15 protein-coding genes are annotated in these 18461 nt (G+C 68.6%); 12 read left to right on the top strand and 3 right to left on the bottom strand.

Annotated features, from left to right (window positions below; genetic code table 11):
* Positions 1–117: 117 nt before the first annotated feature.
* The 7 genes from ACIBI9_RS53815 to ACIBI9_RS53785 all read left to right on the top strand — a co-directional run bounded on the left by ACIBI9_RS53815 (position 118) and on the right by ACIBI9_RS53785 (position 9553).
* Positions 118–702: a hypothetical protein gene (locus tag ACIBI9_RS53815; RefSeq protein WP_397235244.1), complete on the top strand. Its 585-nt coding sequence runs from the start codon at positions 118–120 to the stop codon at positions 700–702.
* The gene (locus ACIBI9_RS53810) at positions 606–989 is read left to right on the top strand and encodes a hypothetical protein (RefSeq protein ID WP_397235212.1); all 384 of its coding nucleotides are present in this window, start codon (positions 606–608) and stop codon (positions 987–989) included. Before ACIBI9_RS53815 ends, ACIBI9_RS53810 begins: the two co-directional genes overlap by 97 nt.
* 243 nt (positions 990–1232) lie before the next feature.
* Positions 1233–4961, top strand: coding sequence for a discoidin domain-containing protein (locus tag ACIBI9_RS53805; RefSeq protein ID WP_397235211.1), 3729 nt, complete (start codon positions 1233–1235; stop codon positions 4959–4961).
* A gap of 428 nt (positions 4962–5389) precedes the next feature.
* Entirely contained in the window at positions 5390–6571 is a 1182-nt protein-coding gene (locus ACIBI9_RS53800) for a Gfo/Idh/MocA family protein (RefSeq protein ID WP_397235210.1), read from the top strand.
* Entirely contained in the window at positions 6568–7416 is an 849-nt protein-coding gene (locus ACIBI9_RS53795) for an SDR family NAD(P)-dependent oxidoreductase (RefSeq protein ID WP_397235209.1), read from the top strand. The genes ACIBI9_RS53800 and ACIBI9_RS53795 overlap by 4 nt, the downstream gene beginning before the upstream one ends.
* A 98-nt stretch (positions 7417–7514) precedes the next feature.
* On the top strand, positions 7515–8585 hold the full coding sequence (locus ACIBI9_RS53790) for a glycosyltransferase family 4 protein (RefSeq protein ID WP_397235208.1): 1071 nt from the start codon (positions 7515–7517) through the stop codon (positions 8583–8585).
* A 26-nt stretch (positions 8586–8611) separates the two neighbouring features.
* The gene (locus tag ACIBI9_RS53785; RefSeq protein WP_397235207.1) at positions 8612–9553 is read left to right on the top strand and encodes a DMT family transporter; all 942 of its coding nucleotides are present in this window, start codon (positions 8612–8614) and stop codon (positions 9551–9553) included.
* A 365-nt stretch (positions 9554–9918) separates the two neighbouring features.
* On the opposite strand, the gene ACIBI9_RS53780 is transcribed toward ACIBI9_RS53785, so the two are convergent.
* Together ACIBI9_RS53780 and ACIBI9_RS53775 are read right to left on the bottom strand one after the other, a co-directional pair.
* A complete protein-coding gene (locus ACIBI9_RS53780; RefSeq protein WP_397235242.1) occupies positions 9919–10461 on the bottom strand; it encodes an enolase C-terminal domain-like protein in 543 nt (180 codons plus the stop codon).
* A 392-nt stretch (positions 10462–10853) separates the two neighbouring features.
* Positions 10854–12032, bottom strand: a complete 1179-nt coding sequence (locus ACIBI9_RS53775) for a hypothetical protein (RefSeq protein ID WP_397235206.1) — start codon at positions 12030–12032, stop codon at positions 10854–10856.
* Between the two features lie 239 nt (positions 12033–12271).
* Between ACIBI9_RS53775 and ACIBI9_RS53770 the strand changes: the two genes are divergently transcribed.
* The 3 genes from ACIBI9_RS53770 (at position 12272) to ACIBI9_RS53760 (ending at position 15343) form a co-directional block, all read left to right on the top strand.
* Positions 12272–13408, top strand: coding sequence for an aldehyde dehydrogenase family protein (locus ACIBI9_RS53770; RefSeq protein ID WP_397235205.1), 1137 nt, complete (start codon positions 12272–12274; stop codon positions 13406–13408).
* 11 nt (positions 13409–13419) lie between these two features.
* Entirely contained in the window at positions 13420–15054 is a 1635-nt protein-coding gene (locus ACIBI9_RS53765) for a thiamine pyrophosphate-binding protein (RefSeq protein WP_397235204.1), read from the top strand.
* A 115-nt stretch (positions 15055–15169) separates the two neighbouring features.
* Positions 15170–15343: a hypothetical protein gene (locus tag ACIBI9_RS53760; RefSeq protein ID WP_397235203.1), complete on the top strand. Its 174-nt coding sequence runs from the start codon at positions 15170–15172 to the stop codon at positions 15341–15343.
* A gap of 104 nt (positions 15344–15447) precedes the next feature.
* Here the strand turns inward: ACIBI9_RS53760 and ACIBI9_RS53755 are convergent, their stop codons facing one another.
* Positions 15448–16041 carry an SRPBCC family protein gene (locus ACIBI9_RS53755; RefSeq protein ID WP_397235202.1) on the bottom strand — a complete coding sequence of 198 codons (594 nt, stop codon included), beginning with the start codon at positions 16039–16041 and terminating at the stop codon, positions 15448–15450.
* Between the two features lie 121 nt (positions 16042–16162).
* On the opposite strand from ACIBI9_RS53755, the gene ACIBI9_RS53750 reads away from it, so the two are divergent.
* The gene (locus ACIBI9_RS53750) at positions 16163–17161 is read left to right on the top strand and encodes an LLM class flavin-dependent oxidoreductase (RefSeq protein ID WP_397235201.1); all 999 of its coding nucleotides are present in this window, start codon (positions 16163–16165) and stop codon (positions 17159–17161) included.
* 287 nt (positions 17162–17448) lie between these two features.
* Positions 17449–18456 (top strand): ABC transporter substrate-binding protein, encoded by a 1008-nt coding sequence (locus ACIBI9_RS53745; RefSeq protein ID WP_397235200.1) that lies wholly within the window; start codon positions 17449–17451, stop codon positions 18454–18456.
* Positions 18457–18461: the final 5 nt, after the last annotated feature.

Raw genomic sequence — 18461 nt, 5'->3', positions numbered from 1 at the left:
GACTACCTTGCTCGCGGTAAATCCGTCCCCGTGGGTGAGCATCGTCGTACTCACCGCCGTGGACTACCCGCCCCGGGGCAGGGCGCCACATTCCGCACCAGCAAGGCGACCATCGAGGTGAAGGTCGTCACCTTCCCGACCTGCTTGGCCCTGGAGGTCGTCGGCCCGACACCCGCGCCGGGGGCGGATGTCCAGACGGTCCTGCGGGCTCCACTCTCGACGAAGGTCCGCCAGGCCATCGGCGAGAACGACAAAACCGTCGGCTCTCGGCCGCTGGAGTATTACCCCTACGGATTCGGCGCGGACCTCACCTCGAGCGAGTTCGGCTCGCTGGCCACGCAGACGGAGTGGAACGCGGCCGCAAAGACCACCTGGGGCAGCATCGTCTGTGCCTACAGCAGGATCAGCGCCAGCTGCGGCCAGACCCCGGTCGGGCCGCTGCCCGGGGCCGCCGGGCAGATCGTGGGAGCGAAGCTGGCCTTGTTCGGCAGCGCGCCGCATTGGTCATTGCAACAGGTGAACCTGGCTGGCCCGCCCGTCGGTGAGCCGCAGGCGGTCAAGGCTCCCGCACCCGGCTTCACCCCACCGCAGCCCTCAATGCCGCGGTGGGGAGGCTGTACGAGGCCAAGGTCACCTCCAGCACACCCCAGACCGTCCGCTATGGCATCACTTCCGGTCAACTGCCTGATGGCCTGGTCCTGAACAAGGACGCCGGCGCCATCACCGGCATCCCGCCCGGCCCCGAGCCGGTAAGTTCACCCTCACCGCCCGCCACGGCGACGTGGTCGCCGACGCGTCCGTCACTTGCACGATGCAAGGTCACCCCGATCCCGGCATCACCGCAAATCGTCCTTACCGCCAAGGCCGGGCGCGACACGCTTGCCCGCGGGAAGTCGGCCGAGATCACGGTTTCTGCGCGCAACGACAGCTCGAACTCCGTTTCCTGTTCCAGTTCGTCGGGATCTGGAACAACTTCTTCCTGCCGTTGATGAGGCTCGCCGACGACAAACTCCGGCTGCTCGCGCTCGGACTCTACTTTCTGGAACAGCCAGCTGAGGGACCAGCCCTGGTATGACCTCGTGGTCACCGGATCGCTGATCTCGGTCGTTTCCCTCGTCATCGCCTTCATCGTCCTGCAGCGGCACTGGCGTTCGGACTGTCGGCCGGAGGCCTCAAGGCCTGACAGCCCTGGACAGAAAGGTTCTGGGACATTGAGAAAATTCTTAGGTGTTGTGACGGCCATCGCGTCGCTGCTCCTCGGCTTCCTCACCGGGAGCGCGTACGCGCAGCAGGTGGCCGGGGACGCGCCGTTCATCAACTCGTGGCTGGTGTCGGGCCCGTTCGACTCGCCGGTGGTCGAGAAGCTCTACGAATGCGAGACCGCCGAGCCGGTGAATGAGGCTCCCAGGGCGTCGGAGATAACAGCTTCGTCATCGACTCTCGCGGTGAATCCGGTCGCTTATCTGGTTGATGGCGACACCAGGAAACAGTGGGTGACCGAGAACGACACCAGCCCGTGGGTGCACCTCAAGTGGAGCGAGCCCATCGCGCTCAACGAGGTGCGTATCGCGCAGTGGGGTGATTCGCGGCACGTGAACAAGTGGTACCACCTCACCTTCACCCTGGATGACGGGAGCAAGGTGGAGTCCGGCCAGGTCGACGGCGCCTCGAATCCCACTGTCTATACGGCACAGCCCGGGCTGAAGAACGTGCGCGAGATGAAGGTGGAGATCGACAAGGGCCGCGCGCCGTACCCGCCGATCACGGGGATCGCCGAGATCGAGGTCTACAACAGGGCGGAACCCGCCGACGGAAAGGCGAAGATCACCCCGCGTGCCGGCGAGGCGTTGAGCTCCGGCGGCGAGAGCAGGAAGTGGGACTACTTCGACGACCGCGTCTACAACCGTAACTACGACGACTATCAGGATCTCTACGGGTACTACACGGTCAAGCAGGGGGTGGACACCAGGAACAAGTACGTCTACGCGCACACGTACGTCTACAGCCCGGCAGAGCAGCAGGCCTCCTTCAACGTCGGCGCGAGCGGCTCCTACCGGCTCTTCGTCAACGACAGATGCGTGACGGGTCCGAGCACGCCCGCGGAAGTTCAGAAGGATCTCACGAAGCGCGCCGTCCAGCTGCACCAGGGCTGGAACAAGCTGATGATCCAGATCAGGCACACCTACACCGAGGACGTGAACGCGAACGGCGTGCCGGTGGCGCAGGACAAGAACGTGGCCTACCTCGGCTTCTACGGTCGGGTCGCGGACCAGGTGGGCAACCGGATAGCCGGCCTGATCAACTCCGTCGCGGGGCCGTCGGAGACCCTGAACATCGTGTCGCAGGGCCTGCCCGTGGGCTACAAGGAATGGCCCTACGTCTGGAACAAGTCCGTCAGCGGCAACGCCTATGGCGTCTCGGCCTCGGCGTTCCAGTTCATGGCCGCCGGAGGGACCCCGGGTTACACCTGGAAGGTGGCGGCCGGGAAGCTGCCCGACGGCCTGGAGTTGAACGCCGACGGCACCATCGCGGACGGCCTGGTCAACGGCAAAGTCGACCTGAACAGCGCCAAGGGCGTCATCAGCGTCAACGCCAAGCCCGGCGACTATCACTTCACCGTCCAGGTGACCGACGGCAAGGGAAGCAGCGCCACGAAGGACTTCACCCTCACCGTGAAGGAGCGCCCGAACAAATGGTTCGAAGAGGGGCGGGTCGGTGCTCTGACACATGCCACCGCCGTCTACAACTCCTTCGTCGATCCGAACTTCTCCGTGGAGCGATGGGCGAAGAGAGCCAAGAGCCAAGGCCATTCCCTGGTGTCGGTCGAAACCAACCAGCAGGCCTACTTCTGGCCTTCGAAGTTCTGTGACCCGAAGAGCGATCGGCATCTTTACTATCCGAAGGACGAGCACGGGAACGTCCTCGACGGCATCAAGAAGTTCGAGCAGGCGGTGAAGCGCCAGGGAATCAGGTTCGGTCTGTACTACGCGTCCCAGAACACCGACAAGACCGTCCAGGACATCGCCGACCTCATCAACCGCTATGACCCGAGTTACCTGTACTTCGATGGCCCCCAGGGCCACAAGTCGGAGAACTTCGACGTCATCTACAGCGGCATCCGAAACCACTCCAACGAGATCATCGTGAACTCGAACGCCTGGGGCGAGGAGTACGGCGACCCCGACCTGCGAACCGCCGAGGCGTCGGGAATCTACGCCAACGCGTCGCGCAACCACCTCCTCAAGCGGACAATCATGGAACCGTGGAAGATGATCCACACGAGGGACGAGCTGTCGCCGTACTACGGCAAGCGTGACGACTACCGGCAGGTGGCCAAGGAGATGGTCATGAACGCCGGCCGGGGATACGCGGACAACAACGATCAGTCGATCATCGACAGCCGCGGGCCCAACTGGCACACGCCCCAGGAGATCGCCACCCGGTACCCGAAGGCCGCCCAGGAGTTCATCGACGTCAGAGAGAACCTGATCGGCTGGTTCGCCCCGGAGGGCAGCCCGGAAAGACACGAGTCCACGACCGGGACGACGCCGTACTTCCTGTCCGGCTACGGCTACGAGGACGACGGACGAGGAAACTACGAGAAGTTCGCCTTCCCGAACGGCACGACCGGCCCGCAATGGGGTTATGCGACCGCCCGGGACAACGCCATCTACCTGCACATCATGAAAGGGCCGGACGGAAAGAAGGGCTTCGACGCGATCCCTGGCGGGTCCCTCACCATCGGCCCGGTCGGCCGTCGGGTGACGTCGGTGACGTGGCTCAACAGCGACGTCCCGATCACCTCGTTCAGCCAGCGGGGAGACAGCTTGTCGATCGACCTGGCCGGTGTGCGGGAGGATCCGGTCGACACGATCATCAAGATCGTGACCGATGATCCAGCCCGGGCGTACAAGCTGACCGACGTCGTAGCGGTCGCCGAGCAGATCGCGCCCTCGATGCTGAAAGTCCGCGCCGAGGGATACATGACCTATCCCGCGCTGAAGGCGAAGCTCTCGCACGTGACCTACAGGAGCGCAAAACCCTCAGTGGCCGCGGTGCACGGCGCAGGGGTCGTGACCGCGAGGTCGAACGGCACGACGACCATCACGGTCTCCGGCGAGCACGAGGGCGTCACCAAGCAGGGCACGCTGAGGGTCAGAGTCCGGGACGGCGTCGTGTATGTGGCCGACGACATGATCGAGGCGTCGCTGCTCATCGCTGGAAAGGAAGCGTACGGCGAGTTTCCGCTGAACAACGGGCTGCGCTACGCGATAGAAGGCAGGTCAGCCAAGGGTGGCCCGGTCGGACTGGGTGCGGCGCGGATCAGCTGGCACGGCGGCATCGTCGACCCGAGCGGTGGCGACAAGTACAAGCCGATCGCCATCCAGGAGGTGGACATGTTCTCCTTCAGGCACAACAAGATCACCACGCCGGCCGTGGACAAGCTCACGAGAGGGGTCGTGTGGGCGGACGTGACGCTGAACGGCAAGACCTTGACGACCAACAGGGTCTTCATGGACCTGCTGCCGTACCGCAACCTCGCGGGGGCCGCAGAGATCACCTCGAGCCACCAGCAGAGCGGAGTGGCCAACCTCGTCGACGGCCGGACGATCGAGGGCACTCGCTTCGACCAGTCGAAGTGGTCGGTGCCGGCGGGCGCCGCGGCGTGGATCCAGTTCAAGCTCCGGGCGACTTCTGATATCTCCAGCATCGCCATCAACTTCAACTCCCTCGATCAGAAGTATCTCAACACGCCCAGGACGATCAAGATCCAGACCAGCGAGGACGGCGCGTCGTGGAACGACGCCGGCACGATCAACGGTCCCACCGGGACCGCCGATTTCGGGTTCTCCAACCGGTATCCGCTGAGTGCCAAGGCTCAGTACGTCAGGTTGGCGTTCAACGGCGACGCAAACGGCTCGACGATCGACCTGCTCGAGGTGGCCATCAACGGCAGATAACTGCTTCCAGCGGATATGTCTGAGACAGGAGGGCATCGATGGTCTGTCACGGCAACCGGCCGTGATGCCCTCCTGATCCACGCGGCCCCGCTTCCTGCCGCGTCGAACAACTGGCGGCCTGCTTCCTCGGCGGTTCCAACGACCGTGACCGTCACGTGCGGGATCCAGGTTGGACATGTGGTCCGGCGATCGCGTTTCGGACATGACGACAGCGCGGTCTCGGCGCGCGTGCACGGCCCTTCGCGCGGCCACGAGGCGCGGGCCGCGCAAAAAGGTCTACTCGTGCGCAAAGTCGCTTTAAGTCTTTTCTTTTCGAGCAGAATTGGGCATCGTTGATCACGCCGCCCCCAGCAAGTGCCGTCCGTCCGCACAGTGTGGTGCGTGGAACACAGCTCGACGACTCAACGTGATGGAGAGCCTGACAGAGCATGGATGATCTCCGAATTGCCGCCATCGGACTGGGACTCAGGCGCAGCCTCGCCGTTGCCGCCCACCGCGAACCAGGCCGCGGATCGCGTATCACCGCCATCTGCGATCTGGACGAGACCACCCTCCGCAAAGAGGCCGCCTTCTTCGGCGCGAACGCCGCCGAGACCGACTACCGCCGCCTGCTGGACCGCGACGACATCGACGCTGTGCTGGTGGCGACTCCCGACCACACCCACGCCCGGGTGGCCATCGACGCGCTGAGCACCGGCAAGGCCGTCTACCTGGAGAAACCGATGGCGACGACGGTGGCCGATGCCGACGCCGTGTTGCGCGCCGCCAGGAAGTCAGGGGCCCGGCTGTATGTCGGGCACAACATGCGGCACATGGAAGTGGTGCGTCTGATGCGCCGGCTCGTGCGGGAGGGCCAGATCGGCACCCCGAAGACGGTGTGGATCCGCCACTTCGTGGGCCACGGCGGCGACTTCTTCTTCAAGGACTGGCACGCCGAGCGGTCCAAGGTCAACAGCTTGCTGCTGCAGAAGGCCTGCCACGACCTCGACGCAATGCACTGGATCGTCGGGGGCTCCACCGAGGCGGTGCAGGCGATGGGCGGGCTGACCGTCTATGGTGGCCTGCCGCGGCGCGAGGCGGGGGCGCCCAAGCCGGAGAACTGGCTGAGCAAGGAGCAGTGGCCGCCGTCAAGGCAGCGCGGGCTCAACCCGGTGATCGACGTCGAGGATCTCGCGCTGCTCAACCTTCGCCTGGACAACGGGGTGCTGGCCGCTTACCAGCAGTGCCACTACACGCCTGACTACTGGCGCTCCTTCACGGTGATCGGCGACGCCGGGCGGCTGGAGAACTTCGGTGACGAGCCGGGCGGCACGATTCGGCTGTGGAACACCGGCCGGCGCGACTATGACCCGGCCGGGGACGCGGAGTTCCGCATCCCCGGGATGGCCGGCGGGCATGGTGGGGCGGACGCGAAGGTGATCGAGGAGTTCGTCCGGTTCGTGCGCGAGGGCGGGCCCACCGACACCTCGCCGGTGGACGCGCGGACGGCGGTGGCCGCCGGTGACCTGGCCACCCGCTCGCTGCGGGACGGCGGGGCCGTCCTGCGGGTGCCCGAGCTGGAGGAATCGCTGCGGGCCTACTTCGACAACGGGCAGGTGGAGCCGACATGAGCGGGCGTCAAGACGAGTTCGAAGCGAGCGGCGTGAGCGGGCGTCAAGACCGGTTCGACCTGAGGGGAAGGGTGGCGCTGGTGACCGGCGCGGCCGGGGGTGTCGGCCGGATGACGGCACGGCGGCTGGCGGCCTCGGGCGCGGCGGTGGCCGTCACCGACATCGACGAGTCCGGCGCTGTCGACCTCGCCAAGGAGATCACCACTGACGGCGGCAAGGCGATCGGCCTGCGGCTGGACGTCACCCGCACCGAAAGCGTGTCGGCGGGCATGGCCGCGGCCGCGCAACAGCTGGGCGCCGCGGTGGACGTGCTGGTCAACAACGCCATCGTGGCCTGCCCTGTGCCACCCCGCTTCCACGAGGCTCCACAGCTGCTCTGGGACACCGACCTCGACGTGATCGTCAAAGGCGCGGTGCGCTGCGCGCAGGCGGCGCTGCCCGCCATGATGGCCCGCGGCGACGGCGTGATCGTGAACGTCGTCTCGGTGAACGCCTTCGCCTTCTTCGGGCACCCCTCCTACAGCGCGGCCAAGGCGGCGATCGTCTCGCTGACCCGCTCGCTGGCCGTGGAGTACGGCGGGCACGGTATCCGGGTGAACGCGGTCAGCCCCGGGACCATCCGCACCCCGGCGTGGGACGAGCAGATCGCCAAGAACCCGGCCACCTTCGAGGCGCTCAAGCAGTGGTACCCGCTGGGACGGGTCGGGGAGCCGGACGACGTCGCGACGTCGATCTGCTTCCTGGCCTCCGACAGCGCCGGCTGGATCACCGGGTCGGTCCTGACGGTCGACGGCGGGCTCACCGCGGGCAACGCCCTGATGGCCCGCTCCGTCGAAGGCAGCTGATCACTGAAGGACACCCACGTGCGCGCCGGCGAGAGGGTCACGCCGGCGCGCGCGTCGCGCCCTCAGCCCGAATGGCCCATCAGGAAAGGACGCAACACATGCGCGTCATGCATCTGGTGCAGTGTGGCCCCACGACCGGTGGAACGGTCAGCCACGTCGCCACCCAGGTGACCCACCAGATCGCCCGCGGATTGAAGGTCGGCGTGGTAGCCGGAAGCGACGGCGTCCTGACCGAGCACTGCCGCAGAGCGGGTGCCGACGTCTTCGTCGACCCGACCCTGTTGCCGGCGCCGGTGCCGAGGGGGTCCGGCGACCCGGCCGCACTCTTCGAAACGGGTGCCGCCTGGCGCCCGGACCTGATCCACGCCCATTTGATGCACGCCGGCTTCCGCGGCGAGGAGCTCTCCGCGACGATCGGGACGCCGCTGCTGTACACGCAGCACATGTACAACCCGGTCGACCCGTTCCTCCAGGCCGCCCTGGCCACGGGCGCGGATTTCCCGGTCATCGCTGTCGCCGAGTTCGCCCAGAGAGCCATCGGCAAGTTCCTCGGCGAGGCGGGCCGCGTCCACTACGTGCCGAACGGCGTCGACGTCCCCGCCGCGTCGAGCTTCAGGCTGGAGCCGGCCTCGGGGCCGCAGGTGTTGTACTGCGGCCGCCTGTCCCCGGAGAAGGGCGCGGATGTCGCGATCCTCGCGTTCGAGCTCATGCTCGGCCAACTGCCTGGCGCGAAGCTGCACCTCGTGGGGACCGGCCCCGACCAGACCCTCCTTCACAGGCTGGTCTCCGCCCTCCAGATCGCCGAGCACGTGCGCTTCTACGGCAGCGTGTCGGGCGCCCTGACCGCGGAGATCGGCGCGGACGTGCTCCTGGCGCCGTCACGGGGCGACGCGGCCAGCCTCGTCATCCTGGAGGCGATGGCTTCGCGGATCCCGATCGTGGCGACGGCGGTGGGCGGCATCCCCGAGCTGGTCCGGCACGAGATCGACGGCCTGCTGGTCACTCCGGACGACCCGCACGCCCTGGCGGGAGCCGCGCTGAGCGTCCTGGCACGGGAGGATCGTGGCGCGGGCATGGCCGGCCGCGCGCGCGACCGGTACCAGGAGCTGTACGTGGCCGCGCGGATGGTGGAACGCACCTGCTCCGTCTACGAGACCGTGGCGCGGTGAGCGGGCGCGGTGGCAGGGGGAGGCTGATGTGGCAGTCCGCCGCGCTGGTCGTCCTGCTGGCCTCGACCTGGCTGATCGTGGAGGCTTCTCTGCGCGACGCGAGCACCGCGATCGTGTCGGCCGGCCGTACCGGCTTCACCGTCCTGGGCCTGCTGGCGCTCACCCGGTGGTCTCCCGCCGGCGCCGCACCGGCCACCAAGGCCACCAAGGACGCGAGGTACCGGTGGTGGCAGGTCGTGCTGCTCGCGCTGACGGGCGTAACCGCGTACACGATGCTCTCGACCGTCGCGATCAGCCTCGCCGGACCGGCGCTGCCCGCGCTGGCCCTCTCGCTCACCCCGGCCGTGGTCCTGATCGCCGAGAGCGTCCTGCTGCGCGCGTGGCCTGCGCCGCGCACCATTGTCGGAACGACGATCGCGGTCGCCGGCGCCGCGCTGTACACCATCCCCCGGTTGGTGGGGACGCTCGGCGACGACGTCGCACTCGGGTCGCTGGTCGCGCTCGCGGCGATGTTCTCCATGGCCTTCTACGGCCTGTATTTCAGCAGGACGAACCGCGGCTACCAGGGGGCGATGGCGCCACGCATCCTGCCGATCTTCGCGGTGGGGACGATCCCGCTCGCCGCGTGGGCGGCGGCGGACATCGCGGCAGGCGAGCGGATCAGCTGGGCGGCGCTGGGCATGCTCGTCATGCTCGGCATCGCGATCTACGTGCCCGCCTACCTCCTGCAGCACCGCATCCTGCTGACCGGCGGGCCGTCCTACTCCGCCCTGCTCGGTCTCGCCGTACCGCCGCTGGTGGGAGTCAGCTCGGCGCTGTTGCAGCTCGCCGGGGCGCCCGCGCCGATGCAGATCGCCGGCATGGGGCTCACGCTGGCCGGGATGGCTCTCGTCATCCGGAGCAAGCTCACGCAGACGAAGGAGGGCAGGCCCGCCCGCGTCACGCTGTCGCGGCCTTCAGATGCCTGATCTCCGGCCGCTGCCCGGCAGGCTCGCGCAACGCCTTGGCCACTGCGCGCGATGGCCGGGCGCGCCCCCGGCCGCGTGGCCGGTGATGGTCGGAAGCTCCCGGCACGGCGTACAGCAATGCCTCTGGCACGTACGGATCGCGCCCGCGGACACTGCTCCAGGAGTAGCCGCAGCCCGTCGATCGTTCCCTCAGTCTCGGGAGAACGATCGACGATCCTGCGGCTCGGTGGGCCGGCCCGCGGTGGCCGATTGATGCACCGCGGGCACTCCACGCCTTGTCATTCAGCGGACGCCACCGGAACCGGAAACGTGTCGTCGCCGACCTTCAGGGGCGAGTAGGTCGGGAAGTGACGACCACGATCCGGTCATGAATCTGGAACGTCAATGGTGCGTGCCGTAGCCGATCCTTGGGAACGGTGGGGGCACTTGGGGATGGCCATGCACAGGTGCGCGTTGACGACGCCCGCTCCGTGGACCTCTGCCCGCAGCTGGAAACTGTCGGCGAGATGGGTGATACGCATGGCACCAGCGATACCGCCCTTGTACTGGGCTTGCCCGACGTAGAGGGCGTCGGCGAAGTCGAAACCGGCCGAGCCGTCGAACATGAGGGGGACCTCGTCACCTACGTGGGCTCGCAGTTTCTGGCAGAGTTCGGCGTCGGCCCGGGGGTCGCCCCAGGCGTGCAGTTTGATCGCCCGGTAGCCCAGTTCCAGGCACTGGTCGACTACTTCGAGTACTCCTCCGTGGTGGAGAACGTCACCGTGCTGGCATAGGCGGGGATGGCGTCCCGGGTGCCGAGCAGCTGGTGCGCGGGCATGTTCGCTGCCTTGCCCGCCAGGTCCTACAGCGCGGTGTCCACCAGGCCGAGGGCGTAGATGAGGAATTGCTCGATGCGGTCGAACTCCCACAGGTGGTGCCAGAGGAACTCGCGCCAGAGCGGATCGAGCCCCAGCAGAGATCCCGCGCTTGACCAGGTCGGCCACGATCAGTCCGCGCCGCGTGTGCGCCTCGCCGATCAGGCCCCCGTCGGTGTGGATGCGCGGGATGCCGCCAGACGGCGGCGAAGAAGTTGCTCGGGCTCAGCCCAGCTGTGCCTCTTCCCGGTGCAGGTCGAGGCCTCGATCCTGGGCGACGAATCGGTGGCCCTCGGCGCGGTACGGCTGGCGCTGGACCGGGTCGAGGAGGAGCTGTTCAGCGTGGCGGAGAACTGATCGCGGCACCTCCGGCACCCGTCCGCCTTGGTGGTGGTTGAGGCCATTCGCGGGCGGCTCAAGCCCATGTCTGCGAGGCCGACCGGCGCTCATCCGCCGTGGGTCCAGCGGGCCAGACGGCGGGGCGGCGGGGTCTGCGCGCTGCGCCCCACGAACAGGGGCGAGCCGTCGACGAACACGGCGGACAGCCCGGGCAGGTCCCCCAGAGCGAAGGACTCCAGCCCGTCGGCGGCCTGTGACCCCTCCACCGGCCCGAGCACCACCAGGTCGGCCGGCATGCCCTCCCGTAGTACCCCTGCGGACATCCTGTGCCGGGATGCGGTCACGCCGGTGGCGCACGCCACCGCGTCAGCGGGAGGCACGCCGCAAACCGAGGCGAGGAAGCACACGTTACGCAGCATCCCGCGCGGGATCACGCCGGTGCCACCGGGGGTGTCGGTGCCCAGCGTGAGCCGGTCCAGGCGCCCGGCGCGGAGGAGTTGGCCGGTGACCACGGTCGTGGCGCGGTAGTTCATCGAACTGCACACCTCGACGGCGCAGCCGGGCAGGTCGTCGATCACGCCGATGATCTCCTCGTCCGGCATCGGGATGGGGCCGCCCGAGATGTGCGCCACGACGTCGGCGCCCACGGCGGTGACCACCTCGTGTCCGGCGATCCGGCTGGAGCCTGAGCGGGACACCCCACCCGAATGGATCTTGACGGTGATGTTCCGCTCGCGGGCCCAGCGCACGTAATCCTGCGCCTCGCCGTCACCCAGCCGGCGCCAGTCGTAGAAGATGAACTTGGCCTGGTGCACCTCCGCCGCCACGAGCTGGTCGAAGTGCGCCTCCTTCATGCCGGGCACCAGCAGCACCGTCCCAGCGTGCAGCTTGACACCGGAGGGGCGCAGCCGGCCGCTTGTCGCGCGGGAAGTGTGCGCGAGCGAGACCACGAGTGCGGGAGTCAGTTCGTCGAGCGGCAGCCCGGGCACGTGCAACTCTCCGGCGGAGACCATGGTGGTGGTGCCGCCCTGCGCGTAATTGCCGATCCAGCCGATGGTGTCCTGCGCCGGCGTCCATTCGCCGAACGACGGGTGGACGTGCCCGTCGACCAGGCCGGGGATGACGGTCAGCCCGGCGGCGTCGAGCACCCTGTCGGGTCGCGCGGGTACGGATCCCACGGCGGCGACCACCCCGTCCTCGACGGTCAGGCACGTGTCGCGGAGGGGCGCGACGCCGATTTCGCCGGTCGCCAGCACACCTATGTTCTCGATCAGAGTGGTCGCCATGAGGCACCTTCCTGGGGTAGCAGCGCACCAAAGTAGAATGTATATAATATCCAAAATCCTCTGGAGGTGGTGCGGATGGATCTGGACGTTTTCATCGCCGGCGACTGGCGCCGAGGGGAAGGCTCCGAGCAGCCCGACCTGAACCCCGCTCGCCCTGGCGAGATCGTCGCGGTGGCGAGGCTCGCCGGCAGGAGTCAGATCGAGGAGGCGATCAAGCAAGCCCGCCGCGCACTGCCCGATTGGCGGCCGACATCTTGCGCTTCCACGCTGGCGAACCCCACCGGGCGCAGGGCGAGACCTACGCCTCCCCCCGGGCCGGCGAGCGGATCCTGGTGCAGCGCAGACCGGTGGGCGTCGTCGGCGTGATCACTCCGTGGAACTTCCCCATCGCGATCCCCGCCTGGAAGATCGCCCCCGCTCTGGTGCACGGCAATACGGTGGTGTGGAAACCGGCGAGCCTGGTGCCCCTGCTGGCGGTCCGGCTCACCGAGGCGCTCTCCGAGGCCGGCCTGCCGCCGGGGGTGCTGTCGACGGTCTTCGTCAACGGCAAGGACGCCGATCTCATCGTCGGGCACCACGATATCGACGCGATCACCTTCACCGGGTCCACCCAGGTCGGGCGTGGCCTGCTGGAGCGCTGCGGCGGGTTGATCAAGCCGGTGCAGGCGGAGATGGGCGGCAAGAACGCGGCGGTCGTGCTGGCCGACGTCGATCTGGACCTAGCCGCCCGGCTCGTCGCCGACGGCGCGATGGCCTCCACCGGGCAGAAGTGCACCGCGACCTCTCGTGTCGTGGTGGCCCGCGAGGTCCGTGACGCGTTCCTCGAACGACTCTGCGCCCGGGTCGCCTCACTGCGGGTCGGTGACGGGCTTCAGCCGGGCGTGGACGTCGGCCCGGTCGCCTCGGCGAGCGCGCGGCAGGAGGTGCTCGGTCACATCGACCTGGCGGTCCGGGAAGGCGCCTCGATCCTGGTCGGCGGCGACGCCGTGGAGAGCAAAGACGACGGCTACTTCGTGCGGCCGACCGTGGCGCTGCTGGCCGACCGGGACGTGGCGCTGTGGCGTGAGGAGGTGTTCGGCCCCGTGCTCGCCGTCACGACAGCGGCTTGCACCGAGGAGGCACTGGAACTGGCCAACGACAGCGAGTTCGGACTGTCCGGCGCTGTCTTCACCAACGACCTCACCGCCGCGTTGAAGGCCATGGCACGGTTCGAGGTGGGGGTACTCCACGTCAACTCCGAGTCGACCGGAGCCGATCCGCACGTCCCGTTCGGCGGGGTGAAGCAGAGCGGCTGCGGCCCCAAGGAGCAGGGGCGGGCCGCGCGTGACTTCTACACGCAGACCTCGACCGTGTACCTGCGCGGATCCGCAGAGTGAAGGAGTCTCCCATGACGCAGAAAACCACCGCCGCGGCGATCTTGGACATGCTCGCCGCCTTGGGCGTGCGCACCGTGTACGGATTGCCTGGCGTGCACAACATGGCGTTCTGGAGGGAGAGCGCCCCAGACCGGCCGAAGATCACCGGCGTGCGGCACGAGCAGACGGCGGTGTACGCGGCCGATGGGCTGGCCCGGGCCGGCGGAGGGCTCGGGGTGGCGCTCACCACCACCGGACCGGGCGCGGCCAACGCCGTCGCGGCGTTCGGCGAGGCGTGGGCGTCGGGCTCGCCCGTCCTGCTGATCGCCAGCGAGGTGCCGTCCGCGTTCTCGTCTGGGCCGAGGACCGGGACGGTCCACGGAGTTCTGCACCAGAGCCCCGACCAGGCGGCGTTGTTCGAGCCACTGGCCAAGGCGGTCTACCGGCCACGCGACGCGCAGGCCGCGGTGGCCGCCGTCGCCGATGCGGCCAGGACGGCGTTGCGGCATCCGCGTGGCCCGGTCTACCTCGACATCCCGAGCGACGTCCTCGACCGGCCCGCCGAGCCGCTGCCTGTACTCGTCCAGGATGAGCCGCCACCGCCGCGACAGGAGCAGGTGAACATGCTGGTGGCCGAGTTGACGGCCGCCCCGCGGATCGTGCTGTGGGTGGGAGGCGGTGCGATCCAGTCGGAGGCGGCCCACGTGGTGGACATGCTGGCCCGGCGGCTGGGCGCCCCGGTGGTCACCAGCTACGGCGGGCGCGGCGTGCTCCCGCCTGACCATCCACTGCTCGTCGGCCTGCCGCCGCACGAGCCTGAGGTCGAGGACTTGATCGCCAAGGCTGACCTGCTCGTGGCATTGGGCACCCGCTTCGACGGGATGATGACCCGCAACTGGCGGATGCCGATGCCGGACCGCCTCGCCTCCGTCAACTGCTCGGCCGCGGACCTGACCGGCAACTACCGGCCGGACGTCGGGGTTCTGGGCGATGTCCGGACGGTCGTCGCAGCCGCGCTCGACCGGCTGCCCGGCGGCGACCGGACCCCGTACGCCGATCTGGAGGCGCTGCGCTCGGACGTGTGGAGCCGGCTGGCCGCGGACGACCGCACCCGCACGGCGGTGCGGCTGCTTGACTCGGTCGAGCGCGCGCTGCCCACAGGTACGCGGATCGTCGCCGACATGACGATCTCCGGCTACTGGTATGGGAGCTACGGTGCGGTGCGCCGGCCGCGTGACCTGCAGTACCCGGTGGGCTGGGGGACCCTCGGTTACGCTCTGCCGGCCGCGATCGGCGCGGCGGACGCCGGTGGCCCGGTGCTGGCGCTGGTCGGGGACGGCGGCATCATGTTCGCGCTGGGAGAGCTGGCCACGCTCGCGCAGGAGGGGCCGCCGATCACGGTCCTGCTTGTCGACGATGGCGGATACGGCGTACTGCGGTACGACCAGGAGCACGCGGGCCATGCGTGCCACGGCGTGGACCTGGTCGCGCCCCACTGGCTCACGCTCGCTCGGTCGTTCGGCATCGAAGCGGCCGAGGTCACCGATCCCGGCGAGCCGCTACAGGACACGCTGGCCACGGCACTGCGGGCCGGCTCCCCCCGGCTGGTCGTTCTGAGAACCACGCTGACGCCGCCGCGCACCACCTCCCCACGATGGTTCGAGTGAGCGAGCCCCGTTCCCTCCGTGCGCTACGACCTTCCGCCACCACGCCCGGCTCGCCGGCCGCGGTGCCAGGCCGACGCGCGCGAGAGAAGGAGGGTGATGAGCACCATCGGCGGGTGTGAGCCGGGCGCCCGTGCGGGAGGCGCTGCGTGTTCTGGAGGGCGAGGCGGTACGCCGTGCGCTGCCTCACCTCGCGGCCGGGGATCTCTACGCGCTGCGTGGGGCGAACGAGCAGATCGCCCGTGCCGCGTGGGCCGGTGACCTGACCGCGATGAGGCCGCGCGGCGGGTGACGCGAGAGCACGATGACATCATCGAGACCGCCGCCCTGCTCGCCGCGCCGGGCCATCTCACCGGCCGCTTCCGGCAGCCTCCGGCCGCGCCAAGCGGCTCCGGGTCAGCGGCGTAGCCAGCGTTCCGCTCGACTGAGCATGATGCCCAGCAGGACCGCCAGGGTCAACGCGCCGGCGGCGGTGAGGGCGCGCGCCATCGGGGTTGCGGCCACCAGCGCTCCGGCGTCCAGGACCGCGGGCGCCGGAGCGGCGGTGCCCGCCAGCTCCGCGCGCAGCCGATCGGCGAACTGGGCCACCAGACGGTCGCCGACCTGCTCGACCACGCCACGCCCGAACTGAGCGATCCGCCCGGTCAGCTCCAGGTCGGTCTCCAGCCGTAGGACCGTGGCGTCGGCCACGCCGGGAGCCAGCGTCATGGTGATGCGAACCGCCGCGGTCCCCTGGCCCCGCACGTCGCCGCCGTGCCCCGACAGGACCATCCGCCGCTCCCCCGCGTCGAGCTCGGTGAACCGCGCGGTGCCGCGGTACTGCGCGGTGATCGGACCGACCTTTAGCGTCAGCACGCCCGTGAACGTGTCGCCCTCGACGGCGACCAGCTCGGCCCCGGGGACGCACAAGGCGACCCGCTCGACGTCGGTGAGCAGCCGCCATGCCCGGTCGGCCGGCACGGGCACGGTGATTTCGTTGGTCAGCAGCACGGTAGCTCCAAGGACTCACAGGGCTGGGTCATGGTCGCGGTGAAGGCACGCTCCCTCTTCGGGCCGCCTCTTCACACGCATCCACAAAAAGAGTATTTTATCCAATATCCAATCCGAGGGAGTGACTTTGATCACAAAAGGGGTCGGGCTGTTCTCGACCGAGCCGGTTCAGAACATGTGCCAGTACGTCACCCTCGCCGAAGAGCTGGGCTATAGGAACGTGTGGTTCGGCGACTCGCAGAACATCTGGCGGGAGTCGTCGATCGTGATGGGGGCGTCCGCCGTCGGCACCAAACGGATCGTGTTCGGGACGGGCGTCACCAACGCCGTCACCCGCCACCGTAGCCTGCTGGCCAGCACCTGGGCAACGCTCTCGGAGTTCACCGGCGGCCGGGTCGCATTGGGCATCGGCACTGGTGACTCCTCGCTGCGCACGATGGGGCTCAAGCCGCTCAGGCTCGCCGAGCTGGAGCAGGCGATCTCGGAGCTGCGCGCGCTGTTTCGTGGAGAGAAGGTCGTCGAAGCCGTGAGCGGCGTCGCGTTTCATCTGAACTACGTTCGCGAGCCGATCCCCGTACCGATCTACATCGCGGCGTCGGCCCCGAAGATCCTTGAGCTGGCAGGCCGGGTGGCGGACGGGGTGATCGCGTTGGTGGGCACCGCGCCGCAGTTCATCGAGGCCGCGCTGGCCAGGATCGAAGCCGGGGCGCGAGCGTCCGGACGTTGCCTTGGGGACCTCGACGTCGTGCTCTGGACGCCGACTGCGATCAATGACGACAGCGACGAGGCCAAGGACTTGGTCAGGGCGCACGTGGCCCGGGTGGTGATTCGGCCGCTGCCCGCCGCGGTCAGCGAGTCTCAGCAGGCCGCGATCGACCGGATCCGACAAAGCTATGACTACTACCATCACATGGACACCGAGGCGGACCACGCCGATCTGGTGAGCGACGAACTCGTCGATCTGTTCGCGCTGGCTGGTACCCCGGCCGAGTGCCGGGTGCGGTTGAAGCAGATCGCCGAGCACGGGGTCGACCAGGTGTCGATCGTCCCCTTCGTCCGGCCAGGCCAGAGCAAGGCTCCCACGCTGCGCGCGTTCGCAGAGATCGCCGGAGAAATCTGAATGACCGGTGACGGCTATCCGCAGCCCGGCGACGACGCCGTGGGCGCACCGCCCGCGCTGGCGGGCACCCCCCGACAGTCGCCGGCAGCGCGAGCCGTCCGAGAGCCGGAACCGCCGACCCTACCGCGCGCTATCACGCTAGCACTGGCCGTGGCGGCGGCCATCGCATTCGGGGTGATCATCGACCGGGCCGTCGCCAGGCGTCGGGCCCGGCACCTGGCCCGACAACACAACCAGCAAGACCGAACCACGGCCGCACCCGCGTCCGCTGTTCAAGGAGCGTGGAAATGAGTCTCATCCCGCGAATGCGCCGCACGAGCCTGGCCATCCCCATCTTGGTGGCCGTGGGACTGGTGTCCGGCTGCGTCAGTGAAAACACCGACTCCCCCGCCGCCCACGGCACATCAGCGCCCAAGACGCTGCGCATCTCGGCGACCGGCCTCGACAGCCTGCCGTTCATGGCCATCATCCAGGTCGCCAAGGACAAGGGCTGGTTCGTCCAGGCCGGACTGAACGTCTCGCTGTTCTCCGGCAGCGGCGGCGGCAACACCCTGCGGGCGGTCTCCACGGGGGACGCCGACGTCGCCATCGCAGGAAACACCTCCGTACTGCTGGCCGCCACCAAACCCGGGTCCGGACTGCGGATCATCGCGCCCTGGTTCCAGGTCAACGACTTCTACTGGATCACGCCCCAGACCGGTGTCACCCTCGACAAGGCCAGCCTCGGCTTCTCCGGAGCCGGATCGACGACCGAGCTGATCGTCAAGGCGCTGCAGCACAAGTACAAGGGCATCGCGCCCGTCCAGGTGGGGCAGATGGGTGACAACTGGGCCGCCGCCAAGGCCAGCCGCATCAGCGCGGGCTGGGCGATGCATCCCTTTGTGACCGAGAAGCAGGAGCAGGAAAAGGCTCGCGTCCTGGTCGCCTCACGGGACGTCATCGGCGACTTCCCCGCCGACCTCGTCGCGGTGAGCGAGTCCTACGCCAAGGACAATGCCGCCGTCCTCTCGACCTTCTTCACCGTGATGGACAAGACGTTCAAGTACGTGAGCGACGACCCGGCGGACGCCGCCAAGAGCCTCGCCCCGCTGATCAAGGTGGACGCCCCCGTGCTGGAGCGCGGGCTCAGGCAGACCCCGCGGCTGGCCGAGGCGTACTCGCTCAAGGTCGATCTCAAGGCGCTGCAGCGGCTGTCCGACCTGATGGTGCAGGTCGGACAGTTGGACCAGCCGGTCGACTGGAAGACCACGCTCGACCAGCAGTACCTGCCGGCGGACGCCCGGACCGGCTTGTGAAGGCC

It is taken from the genome of Nonomuraea sp. NPDC050451, assembly GCF_044458585.1.
Note: the sequence above shows the minus strand (reverse complement) of the source record. Positions and strands in the feature narration are given on the sequence as shown.